Here is a 17,601-nt window from a genome sequence, read left to right on the forward strand (position 1 = left end):
GCGGGGCCTGACTTACGGCAAGGTTTCTATAGATCCTTTGTCATGAGATCGGGCTTCGGGTGAACGCGGGACATTGTGACCGTTTAACGAGGTTGCTTTGTGAATCGTTGATGTGTGACGCTGCGGAAAATTTTTGATCCGCTATACTCCTCGCCATTCTTCTGGAGACACGTTTTCACTCACTTTCGATCGGTTGCATGACTTCTGATTCACGTCATTACTGGGGCATCGATATTGGCGGCACCAGCATCAAATGCGGGTTGGTCAATTCGGTTGGTGAAACGATCGCTTACGAGCAAGTGCCGACCCTGGAATCAGAGGGACCTCAAGCGGCGGTGAATCGGTTGGCGAACGTTGTCCAGGAGATCGAGACGCGAACGAAAACCGTTGGGCAGGTGCCACGAATCGGAATGGGAGCCCCCGGGCCGATGGATCTGTCTCGCGGCACATTGGTGGCGCCGCCGCAATTGCCATCCTGGTGGGAGTTCCCTCTGTGTGACCAATTGACGGAAGCCACCGGGCGTCCGATCTCGTTTTTGAATGATGCCAACGCGGCGGCTTACGGTGAGTTTTGGTTGGGCAGCGGGGCTCAAGGTTCGTCGATGATCCTGTTGACGCTGGGAACCGGCGTGGGTGGCGGCATCATCGTCGAAGACCAACTCGTCAACGGCGTCAACAGTTTTGGCAGCGAGTGTGGTCACATCATCGTGGATCCTTCGCCGGACGCTCAATTATGTGCATGGGGCGGCGGTCGCGGTCAGTTGGAAGCTTATGCATCGGCCAGTGGTGTGGTGATGCGAACCAAGCACCGATTGTCAGAATTCCCGCAGTCGTTGTTGCAGAAATACACGGGGGAAGCGAGTTCGCAATTGACCGCCAAACGAGTTTGGGAAGCCGCCACCCAGGGTGACGAGTTCGCGAATCTGATCATTGATGAGACCGCACACTGGTTGGGGATCGGCGTGACCAATTTAGTGCACACGATGGACCCCGGTCATGTGGCTCTGGGCGGGGCGATGAACTTTGGCGGCGAAGCGTGCGAGATTGGTCGTCGTTTTCTGCATCTGGTGACGGAAGAATTTCGCCAGCGAACTTTCCCCAACGTGTTCGAAGGCACCACGATTTCCTTTGCGACGCTGGGGCACGAGGCCGGTTACCTAGGCGCCGCCGGGTACGCTCGCAAGCAGGACGGCTGAACTGACGGGAATTCATTCGGGCCGAGATGTTGAAAAGTTGGCCCGAATCCGGGCTACCGCTCGGCGATATCTGGTGGACAATGTCCGACGCTGATTGACGAATCACGTTCATTGAAATTGAAACCGGATGGCATCGAAATCTCCTCGTTCGCAAGAACATATTCGCAACTTTTGCATCATCGCCCACATCGATCACGGCAAAAGCACGCTGGCCGATCGTTTGCTCGAAAACACTGGAACGGTCGACAATCGCGATAAAAAGTCGCAAATGCTCGACGATTTGGCGCTTGAGCAACAACGCGGGATCACGATCAAGGCTCGCGCCGTATGCATGCATTTCACTCGCGACGGAGTGACGTACGAGCTGAATTTGATCGACACCCCCGGACACGTTGACTTTCAGTACGAAGTTTCGCGTTCGCTGGCCTGTTGCGAAGGCGCGTTGTTGCTGGTGGACGCCTTCCAAGGCGTGGAGGCTCAAACGGTGGCCAACGCGTTTGCGGCGATGGAGCATGATCTGACGATTGTTCCCGTGATCAACAAGATCGATCTCACGCATGCTCGTCCGGACGAGGTGGCTGAGGAGATGATGTATTCGTTGGGGACTGAGCCTGATGAGTGCATGCGTGTGAGCGCGAAAACCGGGATCGGCGTGGAAGACTTGCTCGATGCAATCGTGGAGAGAATTCCGGCTCCGACCGGGGATCCCGATGCGGTTCTGCAAGCCATGGTGTTTGATTCGAACTACGACGATTTCCGCGGCGCGATCACCTACATCCGGGTGATGCAGGGAACGGTTCGCAAAGGACAAAAGATCAAGTTCTTACGCGCGGGATCCACGCACGACGTGGTCGAGTTGGGCCAGTTTGCTCCCAATCGCGTGCCTCGTGATGAATTGGTGGCCGGGCAAGTGGGCTATTTGATTTGTAACATCAAGAGTTTGGGTGACGTTCACATCGGCGACACGGTCAGCATTGCTGGGAACGATCCAGCACCGGCGCTGCCAGGTTACGATCGTCCGAAGCGAATGGTGTACTGCGGTTTGTTCCCAAGTGACGGTCAAGACTTCAGCGATCTGCGTGATGCGTTGGAGCGTTTGGCGGTGAATGATCCGAGTTTTGAGTTCGAGCCTGAGACCAGTGACGCACTTGGGTTTGGATTCCGTTGTGGATTCCTTGGGTTGTTGCACATGGAGATTGTGCAGCAGCGCTTGGAGCAGGAGTCTGACATTGATTTGGTGCAGACCGCTCCCAACGTGACTTACGAGATTACCGATAAACGCGGTGTGACGAAGAACATTCACAAACCGCAGGATGTGCCCGATCCGGGCGACATTGAGAAGTTCTGCCAGCCGATCGTGCGTTGCAACGTGATCGTGCCTGAGGAATACATCGGCCCCGTGATGAAGTTGTGCCAGGAACGTCGTGGCATCCAAAAAGGGCACGAAGTGCTGGGGGCATCCCGAGCGATGTTGACGTATGACATCCCGTTGGCGGAAGTCATCTATGACTTGCACGACCGGATCAAAAGCAGCACGCGTGGCTACGGGACGTTGGATTACGAAATGATCGGTTACGAAGAAGCCGATTTGTGCCGTTTGGACATTTTGGTCAACGGCAACCGCGTGGACGCTTTGTCGATCGTGTGCCACCGAGCGGATGCGGATCGTCGTGGTCGAGCGGTGGCGAAGAAGTTGAAGTCGGAAATCGAGCGGCACATGTTCGAAGTCGCGGTTCAGGCGGCAATTGGAAGTCGCGTGATTGCTCGGGAAACGGTGCCGGCGATGCGAAAGAACGTGACGGCGAAGTGCTACGGCGGTGACATCACGCGGAAACGTAAATTGCTGCAAAAGCAAAAGGAAGGCAAGAAACGCATGAAGGCGGTTGGCAACGTGGAGATCAGCCAGAAAGCTTTCATGGCGGTGTTGACCGACGAGTGATCGCCAGGCGTTCCAACGAGGAAACGGGTGCGGTTGATATCGCAGTGTCGGTTCGGATTCACCGGACGGAATGGGTGTGAACCGCGGTGAACGTTGATTGTGTTGGTGAGGGTGGATCGTGTGCGTCAGTTCGCGGGGGACGGTGTTGGTTGGTGATTTGCGCGGTCGTCAGGCATGGCCTGACCTACTGTCGCGGATCGCTCCGCGGTCCTGCGCGGGGTGGTGTTGGACGGTGATTTGCGCGGTCGTCAGGAGGGGCCTGACCTACGGCGGGTGTGTGGGTTTCATGCGTGAAACGGGTGGTAGAAAACTTTCCGTGGGAATTTCCGGAATGACCCGCAAGATCGGAACAGTTTGACACGATACAGGTACTACGCAAATGAACGATCCTCTGCGGATCGCTTCGAGTGCGGATTTGCCAGTTGGAAACCAAGGAAGGTTGCTCGGATGACCAGCAAGATGACCTCAACACTCTCTCGATACGGGACTCTGTGCCTGCTCGCTACGATGGCGATCACCAGCACAGGTTGCTACGGCCTGGGCGGCAGCAACTACAACTTGGGTATCCTCGGGTTCCCAATCCCCGTGAGCCCGTACTACCAGCACAAGCAAGAAGAGAAGTTCCACAACAAGGAACGCTATGACCGGGTGCCGATTTTGGGCCCCACCACGTCAGGCGGACCACCAATCGCGCTGGATCCACCCAGCGATGACGAAGTGATGCAGGCGTTGGAAGACGCTCGTCCGGTCCAAGGCGGCATCCCGTTGATCTGGGAAAAGCAACGCAACGACGTGCGAATCATCAAAGAGAAGATCGCGGACTATGTCGATCCGCCACGCTTCTATCCGTTGATTGGCCCGGCTCAACTGCACCACGCACACTACAAGTGCACGATCTACTTCGACGAATCGACCATTGTCGGTTACCCCGTCCCGCACACGCTGCGTGACCGCGAGGCGATCGAAGTGGTGTACATCGACCACAACCACTTCCACATGGTGGGCGACGTCGAGCCTTACACGACACCGAACCTGTAGGAATTGGGCTCCTCACCGAGCCGCCCTCTGGGGCATCCAACAGGCAATTTGAACCACGAGCAACAACGGTCCGGCGAGCCCCACGGCTTACCGGGCCGTTTTTGTGTTTAAACCGAACATCTTTCCCACACCGCATCGATTCCCCATGCGATGCGTCTGACTCGGGATGGCGTTGAGAATCCGGAATTCGAGTCGGGGATTCTTCCCGAGATCGAGGTCGGCGGGTTAGCGTATGCGGACTGAAATCACGTCCCGCTCCTCGCGAATCCATGCCGATGAATTCTGACGAAAACCCTTCTTTGACCAGCGACTCGCCACGATTCGATGCCGACGACTTGCAAGCCACCGATGCGGTGAACACCGGCGTCGAGGAATCGCAAGATGTCTACGACGATGTTCCTGACGACGAGCCTGTGGGCGACGCCGTTGCGGAATCTCCGTCGGCCGAAACGTTGAACCAGGACGTATCGGAATTGGCCGATGATGTCGAAGAACTTTCGGACGAAGTCAGCCAGTTCGCCGTATCGGCTGTTGCCGCAACGCCGGACGAGCAGACCAATGCCACGCAAGAGTCAGCGGAACTGTCGCCGGAGTTGCTCGCTCTGCAGCAACCGTTCGTGGGCCGCTGGAACACGCTGGTCAGCACGACGAACTGGGAGAAGGGCCGGATCATCAGCCAATGGCGAGCCGCTTTGATCGAAGCGGGTGCTCCTTCGACGGAATACTCTGACGAGGCTTGGGCCCAGCGTGTTGGCGGTGTGACCGCACCCCACGTGGGACGGCTGCGGCGAGTCTTCGACCGTTTCGCGGACGACCAGCCGAAGTACGAAGGCCTGTATTGGTCGCACTTTTTGGCCGCTCTCGATTGGGACGATGCGGCGTTGTGGTTGCAAGGTGCCGTGGAGGAGAAATGGTCGGTCTCCAACATGCGTGACAAACGCTGGAAGGCCAACGGGGAAGTGGAGTCGCAGCGACCGACCGCCAGCCAGATCGTCGAGGTCGATTTGGACGAAGATCAGCCCGAGATGGGTGGTGGCGAACTTGCCGCGGCAACGGCGCCCGGTGAGGAAACCACCCGCGACTATGACGGCGATACCGATGGTGTTCAGGGACCGACGTACGAGGGACCTGACTTTGGTGACGAAGAAGAGCTGAACAAGCTGGGAGAATCGGGACGCGAGGAAGGGGAAAGCGGTTTGGCGACAGAAACGCCTCCGTCACCCTTGCAACCTTTCGCTGGTTTGCCAGAATTGCCCGATGACCTCAGCGATGTGATCGAGCAGCTCAAGCTTTCGATCTTGCGGCACAAGTCGGCTGGGTTCAATGACGTGCCAGCAGACGTGATTCGCCGCTACCTGGAAGCGGTTGCTCTCTTGATTGAATCGTAGCCATCGAAACGACGCCGACCCACACAGACCAGCCTTCCACATCCGTTGCCTCCGATCGATTTTCGGGGCAACGGATTTTAGTTGGGATCTGCACCTACAACGAAGCGGCCAACATCCGAACGATGCTGGCCGGTATCCGCCAAGCACTGCCCGAGGCGGTTTGTTTGGTCGTGGACGACAACTCGCCTGATGGCACGGCCGAGATGGCTCGCGAATTCGCTCGCGAAAATGGTTGCGAGCAGAATGTCTGGGTGAAGGTTCGTGAAGACGAACGTGGTTTGGGCGGGGCGATCCGGGCAGCAATGCAGGTCGCGATTGATAATGGGTTCGACCTGTTTTGCAACCTGGACGCGGACCTCAGCCATGATCCGGTGGATTTGCCGCGATTGGTGGAAACGTGTTTGTCCGAGAACGCGGATGTGGTCGTCGGGTCACGCTATGTTTCGGGCGGCGCGATTGTGGGATGGCCGTGGCGTCGCCGCGTGATGAGCGGCATGATCAATGGATTCACCCGGACGTTGTTGCGTTTGCCAGTGCGTGATGCCAGCGGATCGTATCGTTGCTATCGCGTTGAGCGTCTGGCAGGGTTGGATCCGCTGCGAAATCCAAGTGATGGCTATGCCTTTATCCAAGAAGTGTTGATGCGATTGCATCGCGAGGGGGCTCGATGCGTCGAAGTGCCGATCACGTTCACAGAACGCCGGCACGGAACCAGCAAATTGGATCTCCCAGAGGCGGTTCGAAGCGGTTTGACCGTGTTCCGATTGCTCGCCACGCGCTGAAGCGATTGCGATCGCCGCGAATCGCTCCGCGGTCCTGCTTGGGAGCGACCATGCTCGAGTGATGTGGTTTAGGCGATCGAGTCGAATGGCCGACGAGCGTTTGCTCCGGTTGTCGAGTGAAAACCGCGGCTAATGCCGATCGGCTGCTTTGTTGGTTGGGGTGTTTGCTGTGTCTGTGAGTTTGATGTTGAAGGGTGTGATCCCCGTAGGTCCGGTTCCACTGGACGCTTGCATTGAACCGATGTTGGTGGGTTCGGAATGCGGAGGGCTGCGAATGGGGGGTGAAAACCGCGGCTAACGCCGTTCGGCTGCTTGGTTGGTTGGCGTGTTTGCTGTGTCTGCGAGTTGGATGTTGAACGGTGTGATCCCCGTAGGTCCGGTTCCACCGGACGCTTGCATCTGGTTGGTCCGTGCAATCGTTCATTTCATCACCGCTTGGGCGGCTCGGTGGCCGTGGTCGAAGGCTTCTTCGAAGAGGGCCATGGCACTGAGGTCCGTCGAGGCGAAATGCACGTTGCCAATTGATTGGGACGCTTGTCTGCGATGGGGAGATGCGATCGAACCGACGATTGGTTGGATCATCGCGTGTCCCCACACCATCGCATCCAATCGCTCGATCAAGGATCGAATACCTGGGTGCGAAACTTCCAAATCGCTGCAAACGACTTCCGCAATTTCAGCCCAAGTCAGCCGCATCAACTCATTCCGCGTCAACGCAGCGTCGTCGGTTGTTAGTGCTTGATACCACGTCAGCACCGTTCCGCCGTGGTCCCGGCCAGTTTGATGGCCCGCATGCACATACCCCAATGACTCGGATTGATAGCGGACGTTGTCCCAGGCCATCGACGTTCGGGCTGGTTCGGGGGGCCGATCTTTCAAAACGATGTTGGCCACCAGCCAACTGCCGTATTGGAATGATTTGGCTGCTTCCATCCGTGATCGCGTTTGACTCCATTCGCTGGGAAGCAACCGGCAAGCGATGAATTGCGGGACCGCCAAGATCACCGAGTTCGCTCGCCAGTGATTCCCTTGACCGGTCGCCGTGTCAATTCCGGCAAGGTCCAACGGCCCATCGGGATCGCCTTTCATCGACAAGATGGCTTGTCCGGTACGTCGTCGATCTCCAATTGTTTTGGCGAGTTGTTGGACCAAGTGACCGTTGCCGCTGGGCCAAGTCAGCAAGGGAGCGGACTCGTCGGAGTGTGCCGGATCGACCATCCGTGATGCGAAGTAAAAGATCCCTGCCCATGCACTGGTTTGATCTGAACGCAATCCGTAGTCGTCGCGGCAAGAGTGATCCACCAACCAAAGCAATCGCGGGGAAGTGAAATCATTGGCCTGCATCCATTCGGCCATTGATTGCTGGTCAAGCAACATGCTTTCGGCGTTCATCGATGCCATGGACGTCGGCAGCGTGAACCATGGCGGGCCGTCGGAGTCTCGGCGAGCCGCGAAAGATTGCATTTGAGTTTGAAAACGGTGCAGTTGTTCGCGATCGATGTCGTTGGCGTCCTGCATCGGCAGCAAACCATATTGCCACGTTCCACTATCCCACACACGTTCTTCTGGATCGCGACAAAGGACCTGTTCGTGTGGTTCGAAGTTTTCATCGAGTGCGTCACACTCACGCAAAAAGTCGCGCAGCCGTTGGTTGTTGGGGCCGGGCATCGGTAGATAGTGCGCTCCCCAGGGAGCCTCCATCGAACCAAAGGACTCGGATTGGTAATGCGTGCTGCGAGAGGTGCCGCCCAGTTCGTCTTCGAGTTCCAAGACGACAAAGTCATCCAGACCGTTCTTCTGCAAGTGATAGGCCGCCGAAAGTCCAGCCACGCCGCCTCCGACAATCACACACTCCACTTCCGTCGGCGGCTGAGATGTGTCTTCGGATGAAGTGCCGCTGAATCGCTGATCGATCGGCAATCTCAGCCGGTGACCCGCGTCGTGATTGGGGCGAATTCGTTCGCCATCGAAGGGGAGGTTGCCAGACCAATGGGTGTTGAGGATGCCGCAACCGCCGGATTGAATGGACGCCGCACCGATTGCTCCCCAACCCAGCACGGACGACAACAGTTCGCGGCGGGTGTATCGAAGTCGATGGCGGCGGTCGCTCATCCGAATGCCCCGTTGATGTGCAGCAGATAGCCGACGTAGGAACAGTAAATCAGGATCATCAACACTCCTTCCCAACGCAGAATGGTGCGTCCCGTGCGATAGAGCAACCAGCTTAGAAACGCGGCGATGACCATCAGCGGCATGTCCAAGCGAAGGATTTCCGATGCAACGTTCAGTCCGCTGGGAGCGATGATGGATGTGATTCCCAAAACGGCAACGATGTTCAAAGTGGTGCTGCCAACCGCATTGCCGATCGCGATTCCTCGTTCGCCTTTGATCGTCGCGGCGACGGATGTGACCAGTTCCGGCAGTGATGTTCCCGCCGAAACGATGGTCAGGCCGATCACCAATTCAGAGACACCTATCAAACGGGCCATCGACACAGCTCCGTCGACGAACAAGTCGCAACCAAAGACCAAAGCAGCGACACCGGCCGCCAACAAGATGACTTGCCAAAGGATGACGGCGACTCGTCGTCCGAGCGATTCCGCCGCCGTTTCGACGATTTCGGGCGACATCAATTCGTCTGGGATGGTCGCCGCACCCGACTTTTTGCCCAGTCGGTACGAGATTGCGAAGTAAGCGATCATGATGAGAACCAATCCGATTCCATCGATGCGGCTGATGGTTTGGTTCAGCGAAACCAAAAGCATGGTCACGCACGCGGTGATCATGACAGGAACATCAAATCGCGTGATCTGTTTCTCGACCGGCAGTGGCGCAAAGAGTGCGCTGAATCCGACGATCATCAGCATGTTGAACAGGTTGCTGCCGACGACGTTGCCGATGGTGATGTCGGCTTGTCCTCGCAACGCGGTCGCAAACGAGACCGCCATCTCCGGTGCACTGGTCCCAAGCGACACGACGGTCAATCCGACAAACAGTGGGCTCAGCTTCGCTGCGATCGCCAAACGCGAAGCACCGCGAACCACCCATTCGCCTCCGATCAACAGGAGAAGAACGCCGCCCAAAATCTGTAGTGCAATGATGCCATTCATGATCCCGAAAATAGACAAGCGTGCCGTCTCGCAAAAGGAGACGACACGCTCGAAAGTTTCTCAGGTTAGCGACCGCGGTTGCAGCGCGGTCTCAGAGGATGCCGTTTGGCATCGCCCTATCAGTGACGATGATGCCGACCACGGTATGGGCCGCGATAGGGATGCCCGTGGTAGTGACCTCGGTAAGGCACGACGGCCGGTGGGTAGACGTAGGGTCGTGCGTAGCTTCGGTAGCGAGCGGAATAGCCGGGGTAGACCACGGGGCCGTAGTAGCGATAGCCGGCTCGGTAAGCACTGGGGTACGGCCCGCTGTAATAGCTGCCATAGCGACCGCCATAGTTGCTGTAGCCGAACCCGCCCGTTCCGATGCTGAGCGAAAAGCCCTGTGCGTTGGCCTGAGGGGCGTCCGCGACGAACGAGGCTGCGACGGCGAGAACCGGGGCGGCGATCCATTTGATCAGTCGAGACATTGTTTTTTCTCCGTGAGAACGTGTTCCGCCGCGTGATGCCGCCTCGGCATCGGTTCACAAGTCGCGTGAAACTTAGTTCGATAGATAGAGAAGCAATGCCGGGGCCAAAACGGCATGGAATGTCACGAAATTGAAAAAACGCCGTGTTTTGCGTGGAAAACAGGTTTTTGCTGGCCCGGAACGAGTTTGGTGGGCGTGTATGGTGTCGTCGAAGTGGTGGCGCCGGAGGTTTTAGATTGAGACGATTTGGGACCGGGGCGTCGGTGGGGCAGGGAGACCGGTTGGGAGATCGCTGGGCCGCAGAACGTTGATCGCGGTCGCCAGGCGGGGGCCTGACCTACTGGGTGAGATCGCCGCAGAGCGTTCGCTCCGGTTGTTGAGCGTCAACCGCGGCTAAGGCCGATCGGCTGTGATGGGCCGCGGCCGTTTGGCGCAGGTGCTATTTGAGAGATCGCCTGTTGTCGCGGATCGCTCCGCGGTCCAGCGTTTGGATGCAGGCGGGCGCGGTCGTCAGGCGGGGCCTGACCTACTGGCGGAGGTCCGTTGGAAATGGATCAGCGACCGAGCCAGGGCATGGCGTCGGCGCTCAGGCGATCGCGGACGGGGCCGGGCAACGGTTGTTGGTAGCTCGGCGGGCGGCTGGCTTGATCGTTAGGGCCGATGTCGGTCAATGGATACGGGTCGTGAACAACCGCTCTGGCTTGCTGTTGATTCATCGTGCCGGGTGCGGGCAAGAAGCCTTTGTTACGGCAGCCGGTGGAGAGCCCTGCGAGCAGAACGAGCGCCGACACAACGGAGAGCGAGCTCACGCGCGAGAAGGAATGGCGCATGGAAACGTTCCTGACAAAGAGAGATGACATGGATTGGGAGGGCGGCGTTGCCGGGGAGGGTTGGGAGAAGCAAGCTGCCGGTGAGCTCGACCGAAGTTCGGTCGGACTCTAACTGAATTCATCGAACGATCGCGATGTCACCTGGAAGGCTTCCATCGCAGGAGTTCGAAAAGCAAGGGAGGCCAGTTGGGGTGATCCGGTCGATTCGGGTTGAAACGTTTATTCGCCTGTGGGCTCATGCGCGGTTGAGCCCGCGTGTGGTGGACTTGAGCGCGGTGGTCTCGTGCTCGACCTAAAACGAGAAGTATCTCAACCAATTGCGAAACGATTGGCCGGGAACATAAGCGACAGGTTGCCCCCACAAACCAGGACCAACTTGGACTGGATTGGTGCCTTGCCCAAAGTCGACCAAGGCGCCAGCCGGACCCGCGGTCATGGTGGTTGAGTTGACAGGCGGAACCGTGACAGCACCATTCCATGCAGGAGTTCCAGTGGTGGGAACGGTCGTGATAGGCACTCCCGTCACCGTCGTGCCAGCAACCGGCACCTGCGAAGCGGGAATCGCAGCAGGCGATGCAATCTGAGCTGGAGGTGGCACATAACCAACAGGAGCAACACCGTGAGTACCGTTGCAGCCTTGGCCGTACCCGTATCCGGAATAGGGGCTCATCGCGGAGTAATCGCTTGGAGCAGTGATCAACGCACAGTTGCTCATCGTTGCAAAGCCACCGTTGCTCAGTTGTGGCGGTGGCACCGGGGCGTAATCCGATGGCGCGGGACCAATGCGATTGGGAGCGAACGTCGGATTGCCTCCGATCACATCATTGGGAACCGAACTGGGAGCTGGCAGTGATCGTCCGTCAGCAAAGCTGTCGTTGCGAAGTGAGTTGCCTTGGTTGATACCGGGCGTGTTGCTGGGTGTGCTACTGGGCGGTGTGGATATCACCGGTGGCGGCGCAATCGAACTGGGGGGCGACGACGTCATCGGCGATCCAGTCTGCGGAACTGTGGACGAGGGTGGCGCGGAGAACGGGTTCGACGAGGGAACGGGTTGCGAACTGGGCGGAGGCGAGAACGTTTGAGGGCTGCCGCCTGAAACGCCGGCGTCCGGCGAAGCACCGAAGTCGCCGGGCAGGCTGAAGCCACCTGATTGCATGGCGACTTGGCGAACATTTGGATCGTAGTTCTGGGCGGATGCGAATCTTGCCGGGCCCCGATGCGAAGTCGGTTGCAGATTGGGTTGCGGTTGCGAATTTTGGTAGCCGGCCGGAGTGGTGGCTCCCCGTTGCGATGCGTTTTCGCGACGGGTGGACTCCATTTGATCAACGGCGCTCGGTGAACCGATCGGCCGAAACGGCAACGCTTGCTGAGCGTTGGAAACGTCTGACTTGATGACGACGGTTCCCGCGACCACAAACAGGCAAGCGGCAAAGAAGCGAAGCGAATCATCGAACGAGCGATGAGACTTTGTATGTTTTCTCGAACGAGTTTTGCGGTTCCGTCGCATGGGATCTCATTTGGAAAAGTGTGATTCTGTCGGGGGTATCAATCCGCGACGGAAGGGATCAAGATCAATTTCATGAAACAGGTCTCTTCCGCCCAAACTTCCGTGTTCGTTGAACCTTCACCGCAAGAGGTGATGCGGCGCCGTTTGGATGTGGCGAATCAGGATGCCGGGTCACGCAATCAGGATGCCAACCGGCCGAATTCTGTTTTTCTGGAGTGGGAACCATCACGACGCATCCATGGAAATGAGATTGAACCCACGCGTGTGCTGACCTTGTTGTTGGCTTCGTCGGAGTGTTCCCTGCAGTGCAGCATGTGCGATTTGTGGCGAAACACGTTGAGCCAACCCACACCGCCGGGGGCGATTCCAAGACAGATCGAATACGGTTTGGACCATTGTCGCGAGCAGAATGATTTCGCGGCGGTGAAGACAATCAAGCTTTACAACAGCGGAAATTTCTTCGATCCGAACACCACGCCGGCGGGCGATGACGCTCGTTTGATTCAGTTGTGTGAACCATTTGATCGCGTGGTGGTTGAGAACCATCCATCGATTGGAACAAGACGCCTGTTTGAATTCGGGAAACGTTTACGCGGGAAACTGGAAGTTGCCGTTGGTTTGGAATGCATCGCTCCGAGGATGCTGAAACGATTGAACAAACGACTGCACCCGTTGCAGTTTTTTCAATTCGCGAAACGTTTGCGTGACGCGGACATTGATTTGCGAGTCTTCTTGATCCATGGCTTGCCGTGGTTGATGCCAATGGAAGCGATCCATTGGACGGTGCTTTCGGCTCGCTTTGCGGCCGCCGCGGGGGCGAGGCACATCAGCGTGTTGCCATGTCGAGCGGGAAATGGCTTCATGGATCATTTGCAACGCGAAGGGGTGTTCACTCCGCCCACGCATCAACAGATGCAGGATGTGTTCGCTCGGTTGCAGTCGGACCCGAGATTCGACAACGGACCCGTTTTGACGCTGGACACTTGGGGTTTGGATCCAGATGAAGTCGTTTGATGTCACCATTTTGGGAGGCGGGTTTGCAGGAGGCTTGCTGGCTTGGGTGTTGGCCAAGCAAGGCGTTCGCGTGCTTCTGCTGCATCGCGGTTGTTTCGGACAGTTTGCGATTGGCGAATCCAGCACGCCCATGGCGGACCTGCTGTTGCGTCAGATTGGTGGACGCTATGACATGCCGGAATTGGTTTCGTTGTCCACCTATCCAACTTGGAAGGCATCGTTCCCAAATCTTCGATGCGGAAAGAAGCGTGGCTTCAGCTACTTTCATCATGATGCATCCGATGCAACACAGACTCGCGGCAACCAAAGTCTGTTGGTGACAGCCAGTCCGAGCGATCAATGGTCCGACACGCATTGGATGAGATCGGACATCGATCAGTATCTGATTGATCGGGCTCGTCATTGCGGAGCGATCTGCATGGAGGAGGTTGAAGTGGTCGCCGTGACAGGCGGGACACCCGCCGAAATTCGCTATCGGACGGCGCCGGATGACAACGCTCGCGTCGAGTCCGTTTCAACGAGATGGCTGGTCAATGCGACTGGACGTTTTGGTGTTCTGCCGGACGAGTTTGTTGAAGCGATCGACAGGAGAGATGTGACGGAGCGTTTGCGAACTCAGACGCGCAGCACGTTTGCTCACCTGCATGACGTGCGATCATGGTCCAGTTTGCGAGAGCGGTTCGGATTCAAGATTGGTCGGGAACCTTTCGATGCCGATGACGCCGCGCAGCATCATCTGACCGCGGACGGATGGATGTGGATGTTGCGATTTGATGGTCACGATCGGGGCGGTATCACGAGCGTGGGTTGGACTCAGCCAATTGCCCGCCCGGTTGCCGATTGGCGTGGCCGATCAGCGTTGCATGCGATGTTGGACGGCGCGACATTGGCGGAGTCAACTCCGAGTTGGATTTCGATTCCTCGGGTGCAGCGTATGCAGTTGCCCGTCGTGCTTGAAAACTATGTTGCATTGCCAACAGCCGTGGCGACCATCGATCCGCTGCATAGCACCGGGATCGCTCATGGTTTGCTGGGTGTGGCTCGTTTGGCTGAAGTGTTTCTTGCGGCCGACGGTGAATGCGGTGAAGCGTTGCAGCGATACGCCCAAGCGGTGGAGTTGGAAGTCCTGCAGATCGACCGAATGGTGGCCATGGCCTATCGAAGTTTGCAATCGATGAACCGTTTCGAAGCCATTTCGATGCTTTACTTTGCCGCGGCCATCGCTTCGGAAGAATGGTTGGCCGGTGGTGGTGATCTGGGCCGAGCTTTCTGGTTGGCGGATCAATCGGGGTTCGTGGATCTGTTGTCTCAGACGGAACGACAATTGGATGCCGATGTCCCCGACGAAACACTTTGGGATTGGTTGGAACCGCGACTGGATCCGTATCAAAACGCGGGTTTGCTCAACCGTGAAGCCAACGGGATGTATTGGTACACGGGTGAGGCAAAGCAGTCGGCCGGTCGTCTGTGAAGCCAGTAGTCTGTGAAGCCAGCAACCGGCAACGATCGTGGATGGACGCCGCGGGCTATCGCCGCCCTTTCCCCGACGATCACTCCAAGAAGGCTTCTTCCTGCTCGTCGGTTTCGATCAAGTGCGCGTTTTGCGTCGCGCGGCAAAGGTCCAAAAGCGTTTGAGTTTGTCGCAGCAACGTCAGCCATTCGATGTCTTCGTTTGGGGACGCGGCTTCTTCGATCTGTTTGGCCGAATCGACGATCGGTGTCAGGTAGCTCTCGTCAGCAATTTCGCTGAGGTCACGAGCCAGTGCTCGCAGTTCTTCCAGGTTTTGCGCGTCCATGGCCTCGGCGATGCGTTCGATCTGTTGACCGATCTTGAGCGCGATTGGCTTTGGCACGGCGAAGGCAATGCCGGCCGCCGTGGGGACGCCCAGCGCACTTTCGGTGACTTCTGTTTCGACTTTGCTGAGGAAGTGAATGACCAATTCGGCATCGAATTGCTTTCCGGCACAGCGTTCCAGCTCTCGAACCGCGGTTGCATGGGAGCGTCCACGACGATACGCATGATCCGAAACAATCGAATCATACGTGTCGGCAATCGTTAGGATGCGAGCTTCCAGTGGCAGGTCATCCAGTTTGAGTTGACGTTCGATGTCGCCTCGTTCGGTGACCGCGTGGTGCGCCCGGATGATGCGTTCAAGTTCCGGGCAATGGAAGGTTCCCGCGACCATGTCCAGGCCGATGGTGTTGTGCCGCCGCATGACTTTCCATTCGTCTTCCGTGAGCGGCCCCGGTTTGTGGAGCACATCGTCCGGCACACCAATTTTGCCGATGTCGTGTAGCAACGCCGCGATTTCAAGCACATAGATGTCTCGCTGGCACACCAATCCCTTGGCTGTCTTCACGCAAAGGTTGGCGACCCGGCGACTGTGCTCGGCCGTGGCGGGGTCGCGATAGGCGAGTGCGGAAACGAGTGCCGTCACCGCGTGGAATGGCAGCGATGCCAAATCGGGGTCCGCGATTTCCTCGGGGGTGTGTTCTTCTTCGCCCAAGACATCGACACGATCGGGATCGTAGGCGACGGATTGGTTTCGACCACCACGTTTCGCGACGTACAGGCAACCATCCGCTTGGTTGATCAGTTCTTGCACGTCGGTCGCACCGAACTTCAATTCGCTGACACCGAGCGACGCGGTCAGACGAAGCGATTCGGGATCTTCCAAACGAATGTTCATGATCGCCAAACGCGTGCGTTCGGATTGCTCCATTGCTTCGTCGAGATCATGACCGGGAAGCATCACGCAAAATTCCTCGCCACCGTAACGGCAGACGACTTGGTTTTCCTCGTGAAGATCGCGAAGGACCTTGGAGACTTTGCGGAGAACTTCATCGCCCGTGTGGTGGCCGTACGTGTCGTTGACGCTCTTGAAGTGGTCGACGTCAACCATGAAGCAAGACAGCGGACGACCAGCGTTTCGGTAGTCGACCAAGATCGTTTCCATGCGTTCGAAAAATGCACGCCGGTTGAGACACCCGGTCAGGGCATCTCGCGTCGCCAGAATCTCGAGTTCCTGGTTCTTCTTTTGAATCTCGTCTTTACTGAGACGTAACATCGAAAGCATGTTCTCGAGTTCGAGACGGTGCTTTTCGACGTGGGTCACGTCTTGGAAAGTGACCAACGCTCCTTTTTGACGTTCGTCGTCGCCAATCGATCCCGCGTTGACACTGAAGACTCGATGCACACCGTCTTTGCCCGTCAAGCGAAGAATTTCGCCGACCACGGATTGCCGTTCATTGATGGCGCGGGTCCAAGGCAGCTCAATCTCTTTGGGTTTGTCTTCGTCGTGGCTGATCACCCACGGCAAGTCACCGGCCAAGCGGTCTTGCAGTTCTTCGGGTTCGAAACCGTTCGTGTCCAAAAAGTTGTCGTTGGCAAGCACGATCTTGCCTTCTTCGTCCAAGACCAGCAGGCCTTCCGCAAGTGTGTCGAGGGCTTGTCGAACGCGTTCGGGAACCACCTGGGTACGCGAGAACACGCCGAGGATTCGCATCATGAGGAAGGAGTACGACCCCATGCCGATTACGCTGAAGAAGATCAGCAGTCGCAGGATGCCTTGATCCAGCAACGTGCCAAGCGGGCCGGTGGCTGGCGTTCGGAACGTGAATTCCAGACTGCCCCAGGTGCGGTTTTGGATGGTGATTGGAATGTCCAACCGAATGACTTCGCCATCGAGTTCCGCCGTTGGCTGACGAGGGGAGTCATTGGTTGGTTCGACCCAGCTCGGCACATCGTCTGTGCTCGCACGGGAAACCGCGGCGGAGTCGTCGCTGGACAGGAACAGCACGTCGTCAAAGTCCGACCGCCCATTGCTGGTTTTGGCGGAGGCATCGGCGCGGTTGGCGACCGGGTCACCGGAGGCGCTGCCGGTGGGTTTCCAGCACAGACGGTGATGTTTGGTGGCGGATTGCAGAATCCCGCCATCGGTGCGAAGTCCGGCGGACAACAATGATTCGTTTTGGCGAACCAGTGCTTCCAATGTCGTGTGCAGTTTGGACCATCGATGATGCCGTATGTCATCGATGGCAGCGATCGCTACGGTTTCGCAGAATTTACGCCGCGCAGCTTCTTCGGCGACTCGCGAATCGGGGATGAACCCGAGCCACTGAGCTCCGAGGATGAGACCCAATCCGACGCACACAAGTGCGAAGGCGAGTCGAAGCGATGCGAAAACGGCTTTGAACAAGAAAATCGATCGAAGGGTGGGGAGTGACGTCAAATTCGTGTCTGGATCGGATCACTCACGTGACGCCAAGCGGCCCGTCGACCGCGGGAAATCCAGACAGAGAATTCCCTTTGGGTAACTCTTCGCCA

General features: G+C 57.5%; 13 protein-coding genes. 7 read left to right on the forward strand and 6 right to left on the reverse strand.

Annotated features, from left to right (window positions below; translation table 11 throughout):
- The first annotated feature begins 197 nt into the window (after positions 1–197).
- From LOC70_RS12315 to LOC70_RS12335, 5 genes are all read left to right on the forward strand, one after another.
- Entirely contained in the window at positions 198–1,196 is a 999-nt protein-coding gene (locus LOC70_RS12315) for an ROK family protein (protein WP_230253878.1), read from the forward strand.
- A gap of 127 nt (positions 1,197–1,323) precedes the next feature.
- On the forward strand, positions 1,324–3,135 hold the full coding sequence (gene lepA, locus LOC70_RS12320) for a translation elongation factor 4 (RefSeq protein WP_230253879.1): 1,812 nt from the start codon (positions 1,324–1,326) through the stop codon (positions 3,133–3,135).
- A gap of 447 nt (positions 3,136–3,582) precedes the next feature.
- Positions 3,583–4,173 carry a hypothetical protein gene (locus LOC70_RS12325; RefSeq protein ID WP_230276219.1) on the forward strand — a complete coding sequence of 197 codons (591 nt, stop codon included), beginning with the start codon at positions 3,583–3,585 and terminating at the stop codon, positions 4,171–4,173.
- Between the two features lie 275 nt (positions 4,174–4,448).
- Positions 4,449–5,561, forward strand: coding sequence for a hypothetical protein (locus LOC70_RS12330; protein WP_230253881.1), 1,113 nt, complete (start codon positions 4,449–4,451; stop codon positions 5,559–5,561).
- A 74-nt stretch (positions 5,562–5,635) separates the two neighbouring features.
- The gene (locus LOC70_RS12335) at positions 5,636–6,343 is read left to right on the forward strand and encodes a polyprenol monophosphomannose synthase (RefSeq protein ID WP_315857256.1); all 708 of its coding nucleotides are present in this window, start codon (positions 5,636–5,638) and stop codon (positions 6,341–6,343) included.
- Between the two features lie 420 nt (positions 6,344–6,763).
- Here LOC70_RS12335 and LOC70_RS12340 read toward each other — a convergent pair whose 3' ends face one another.
- The 5 genes from LOC70_RS12340 to LOC70_RS12360 all read right to left on the reverse strand — a co-directional run bounded on the left by LOC70_RS12340 (position 6,764) and on the right by LOC70_RS12360 (position 12,260).
- The gene (locus tag LOC70_RS12340; RefSeq protein ID WP_230253883.1) at positions 6,764–8,455 is read right to left on the reverse strand and encodes a flavin monoamine oxidase family protein; all 1,692 of its coding nucleotides are present in this window, start codon (positions 8,453–8,455) and stop codon (positions 6,764–6,766) included.
- Positions 8,452–9,453 carry a calcium/sodium antiporter gene (locus LOC70_RS12345; protein ID WP_230253884.1) on the reverse strand — a complete coding sequence of 334 codons (1,002 nt, stop codon included), beginning with the start codon at positions 9,451–9,453 and terminating at the stop codon, positions 8,452–8,454. Before LOC70_RS12345 ends, LOC70_RS12340 begins: the two co-directional genes overlap by 4 nt.
- Before the next feature lie 119 nt (positions 9,454–9,572).
- Positions 9,573–9,923, reverse strand: a complete 351-nt coding sequence (locus LOC70_RS12350; protein WP_230253885.1) for a hypothetical protein — start codon at positions 9,921–9,923, stop codon at positions 9,573–9,575.
- A gap of 554 nt (positions 9,924–10,477) precedes the next feature.
- Entirely contained in the window at positions 10,478–10,732 is a 255-nt protein-coding gene (locus tag LOC70_RS12355; RefSeq protein ID WP_230253886.1) for a membrane or secreted protein, read from the reverse strand.
- Between the two features lie 313 nt (positions 10,733–11,045).
- Complete coding sequence (locus LOC70_RS12360; RefSeq protein ID WP_230253887.1) at positions 11,046–12,260, reverse strand: hypothetical protein; 1,215 nt, start codon at positions 12,258–12,260, stop codon at positions 11,046–11,048.
- A 72-nt stretch (positions 12,261–12,332) separates the two neighbouring features.
- Here LOC70_RS12360 and LOC70_RS12365 point away from each other — a divergent pair, with 72 nt between their 5' ends.
- Entirely contained in the window at positions 12,333–13,274 is a 942-nt protein-coding gene (locus LOC70_RS12365) for a Fe-S oxidoreductase (RefSeq protein ID WP_230253888.1), read from the forward strand.
- Positions 13,261–14,745 (forward strand): NAD(P)/FAD-dependent oxidoreductase, encoded by a 1,485-nt coding sequence (locus LOC70_RS12370; RefSeq protein ID WP_230253889.1) that lies wholly within the window; start codon positions 13,261–13,263, stop codon positions 14,743–14,745. Before LOC70_RS12365 ends, LOC70_RS12370 begins: the two co-directional genes overlap by 14 nt.
- Positions 14,746–14,824: 79 nt before the next feature.
- On the opposite strand, the gene LOC70_RS12375 is transcribed toward LOC70_RS12370, so the two are convergent.
- The gene (locus LOC70_RS12375; RefSeq protein WP_230253890.1) at positions 14,825–17,473 is read right to left on the reverse strand and encodes a diguanylate cyclase; all 2,649 of its coding nucleotides are present in this window, start codon (positions 17,471–17,473) and stop codon (positions 14,825–14,827) included.
- Positions 17,474–17,601: the final 128 nt, after the last annotated feature.

Origin of the sequence: Rhodopirellula halodulae (assembly GCF_020966775.1) — a bacterium.
Taxonomy (GTDB): Bacteria; Planctomycetota; Planctomycetia; order Pirellulales; family Pirellulaceae; genus Rhodopirellula; species Rhodopirellula halodulae.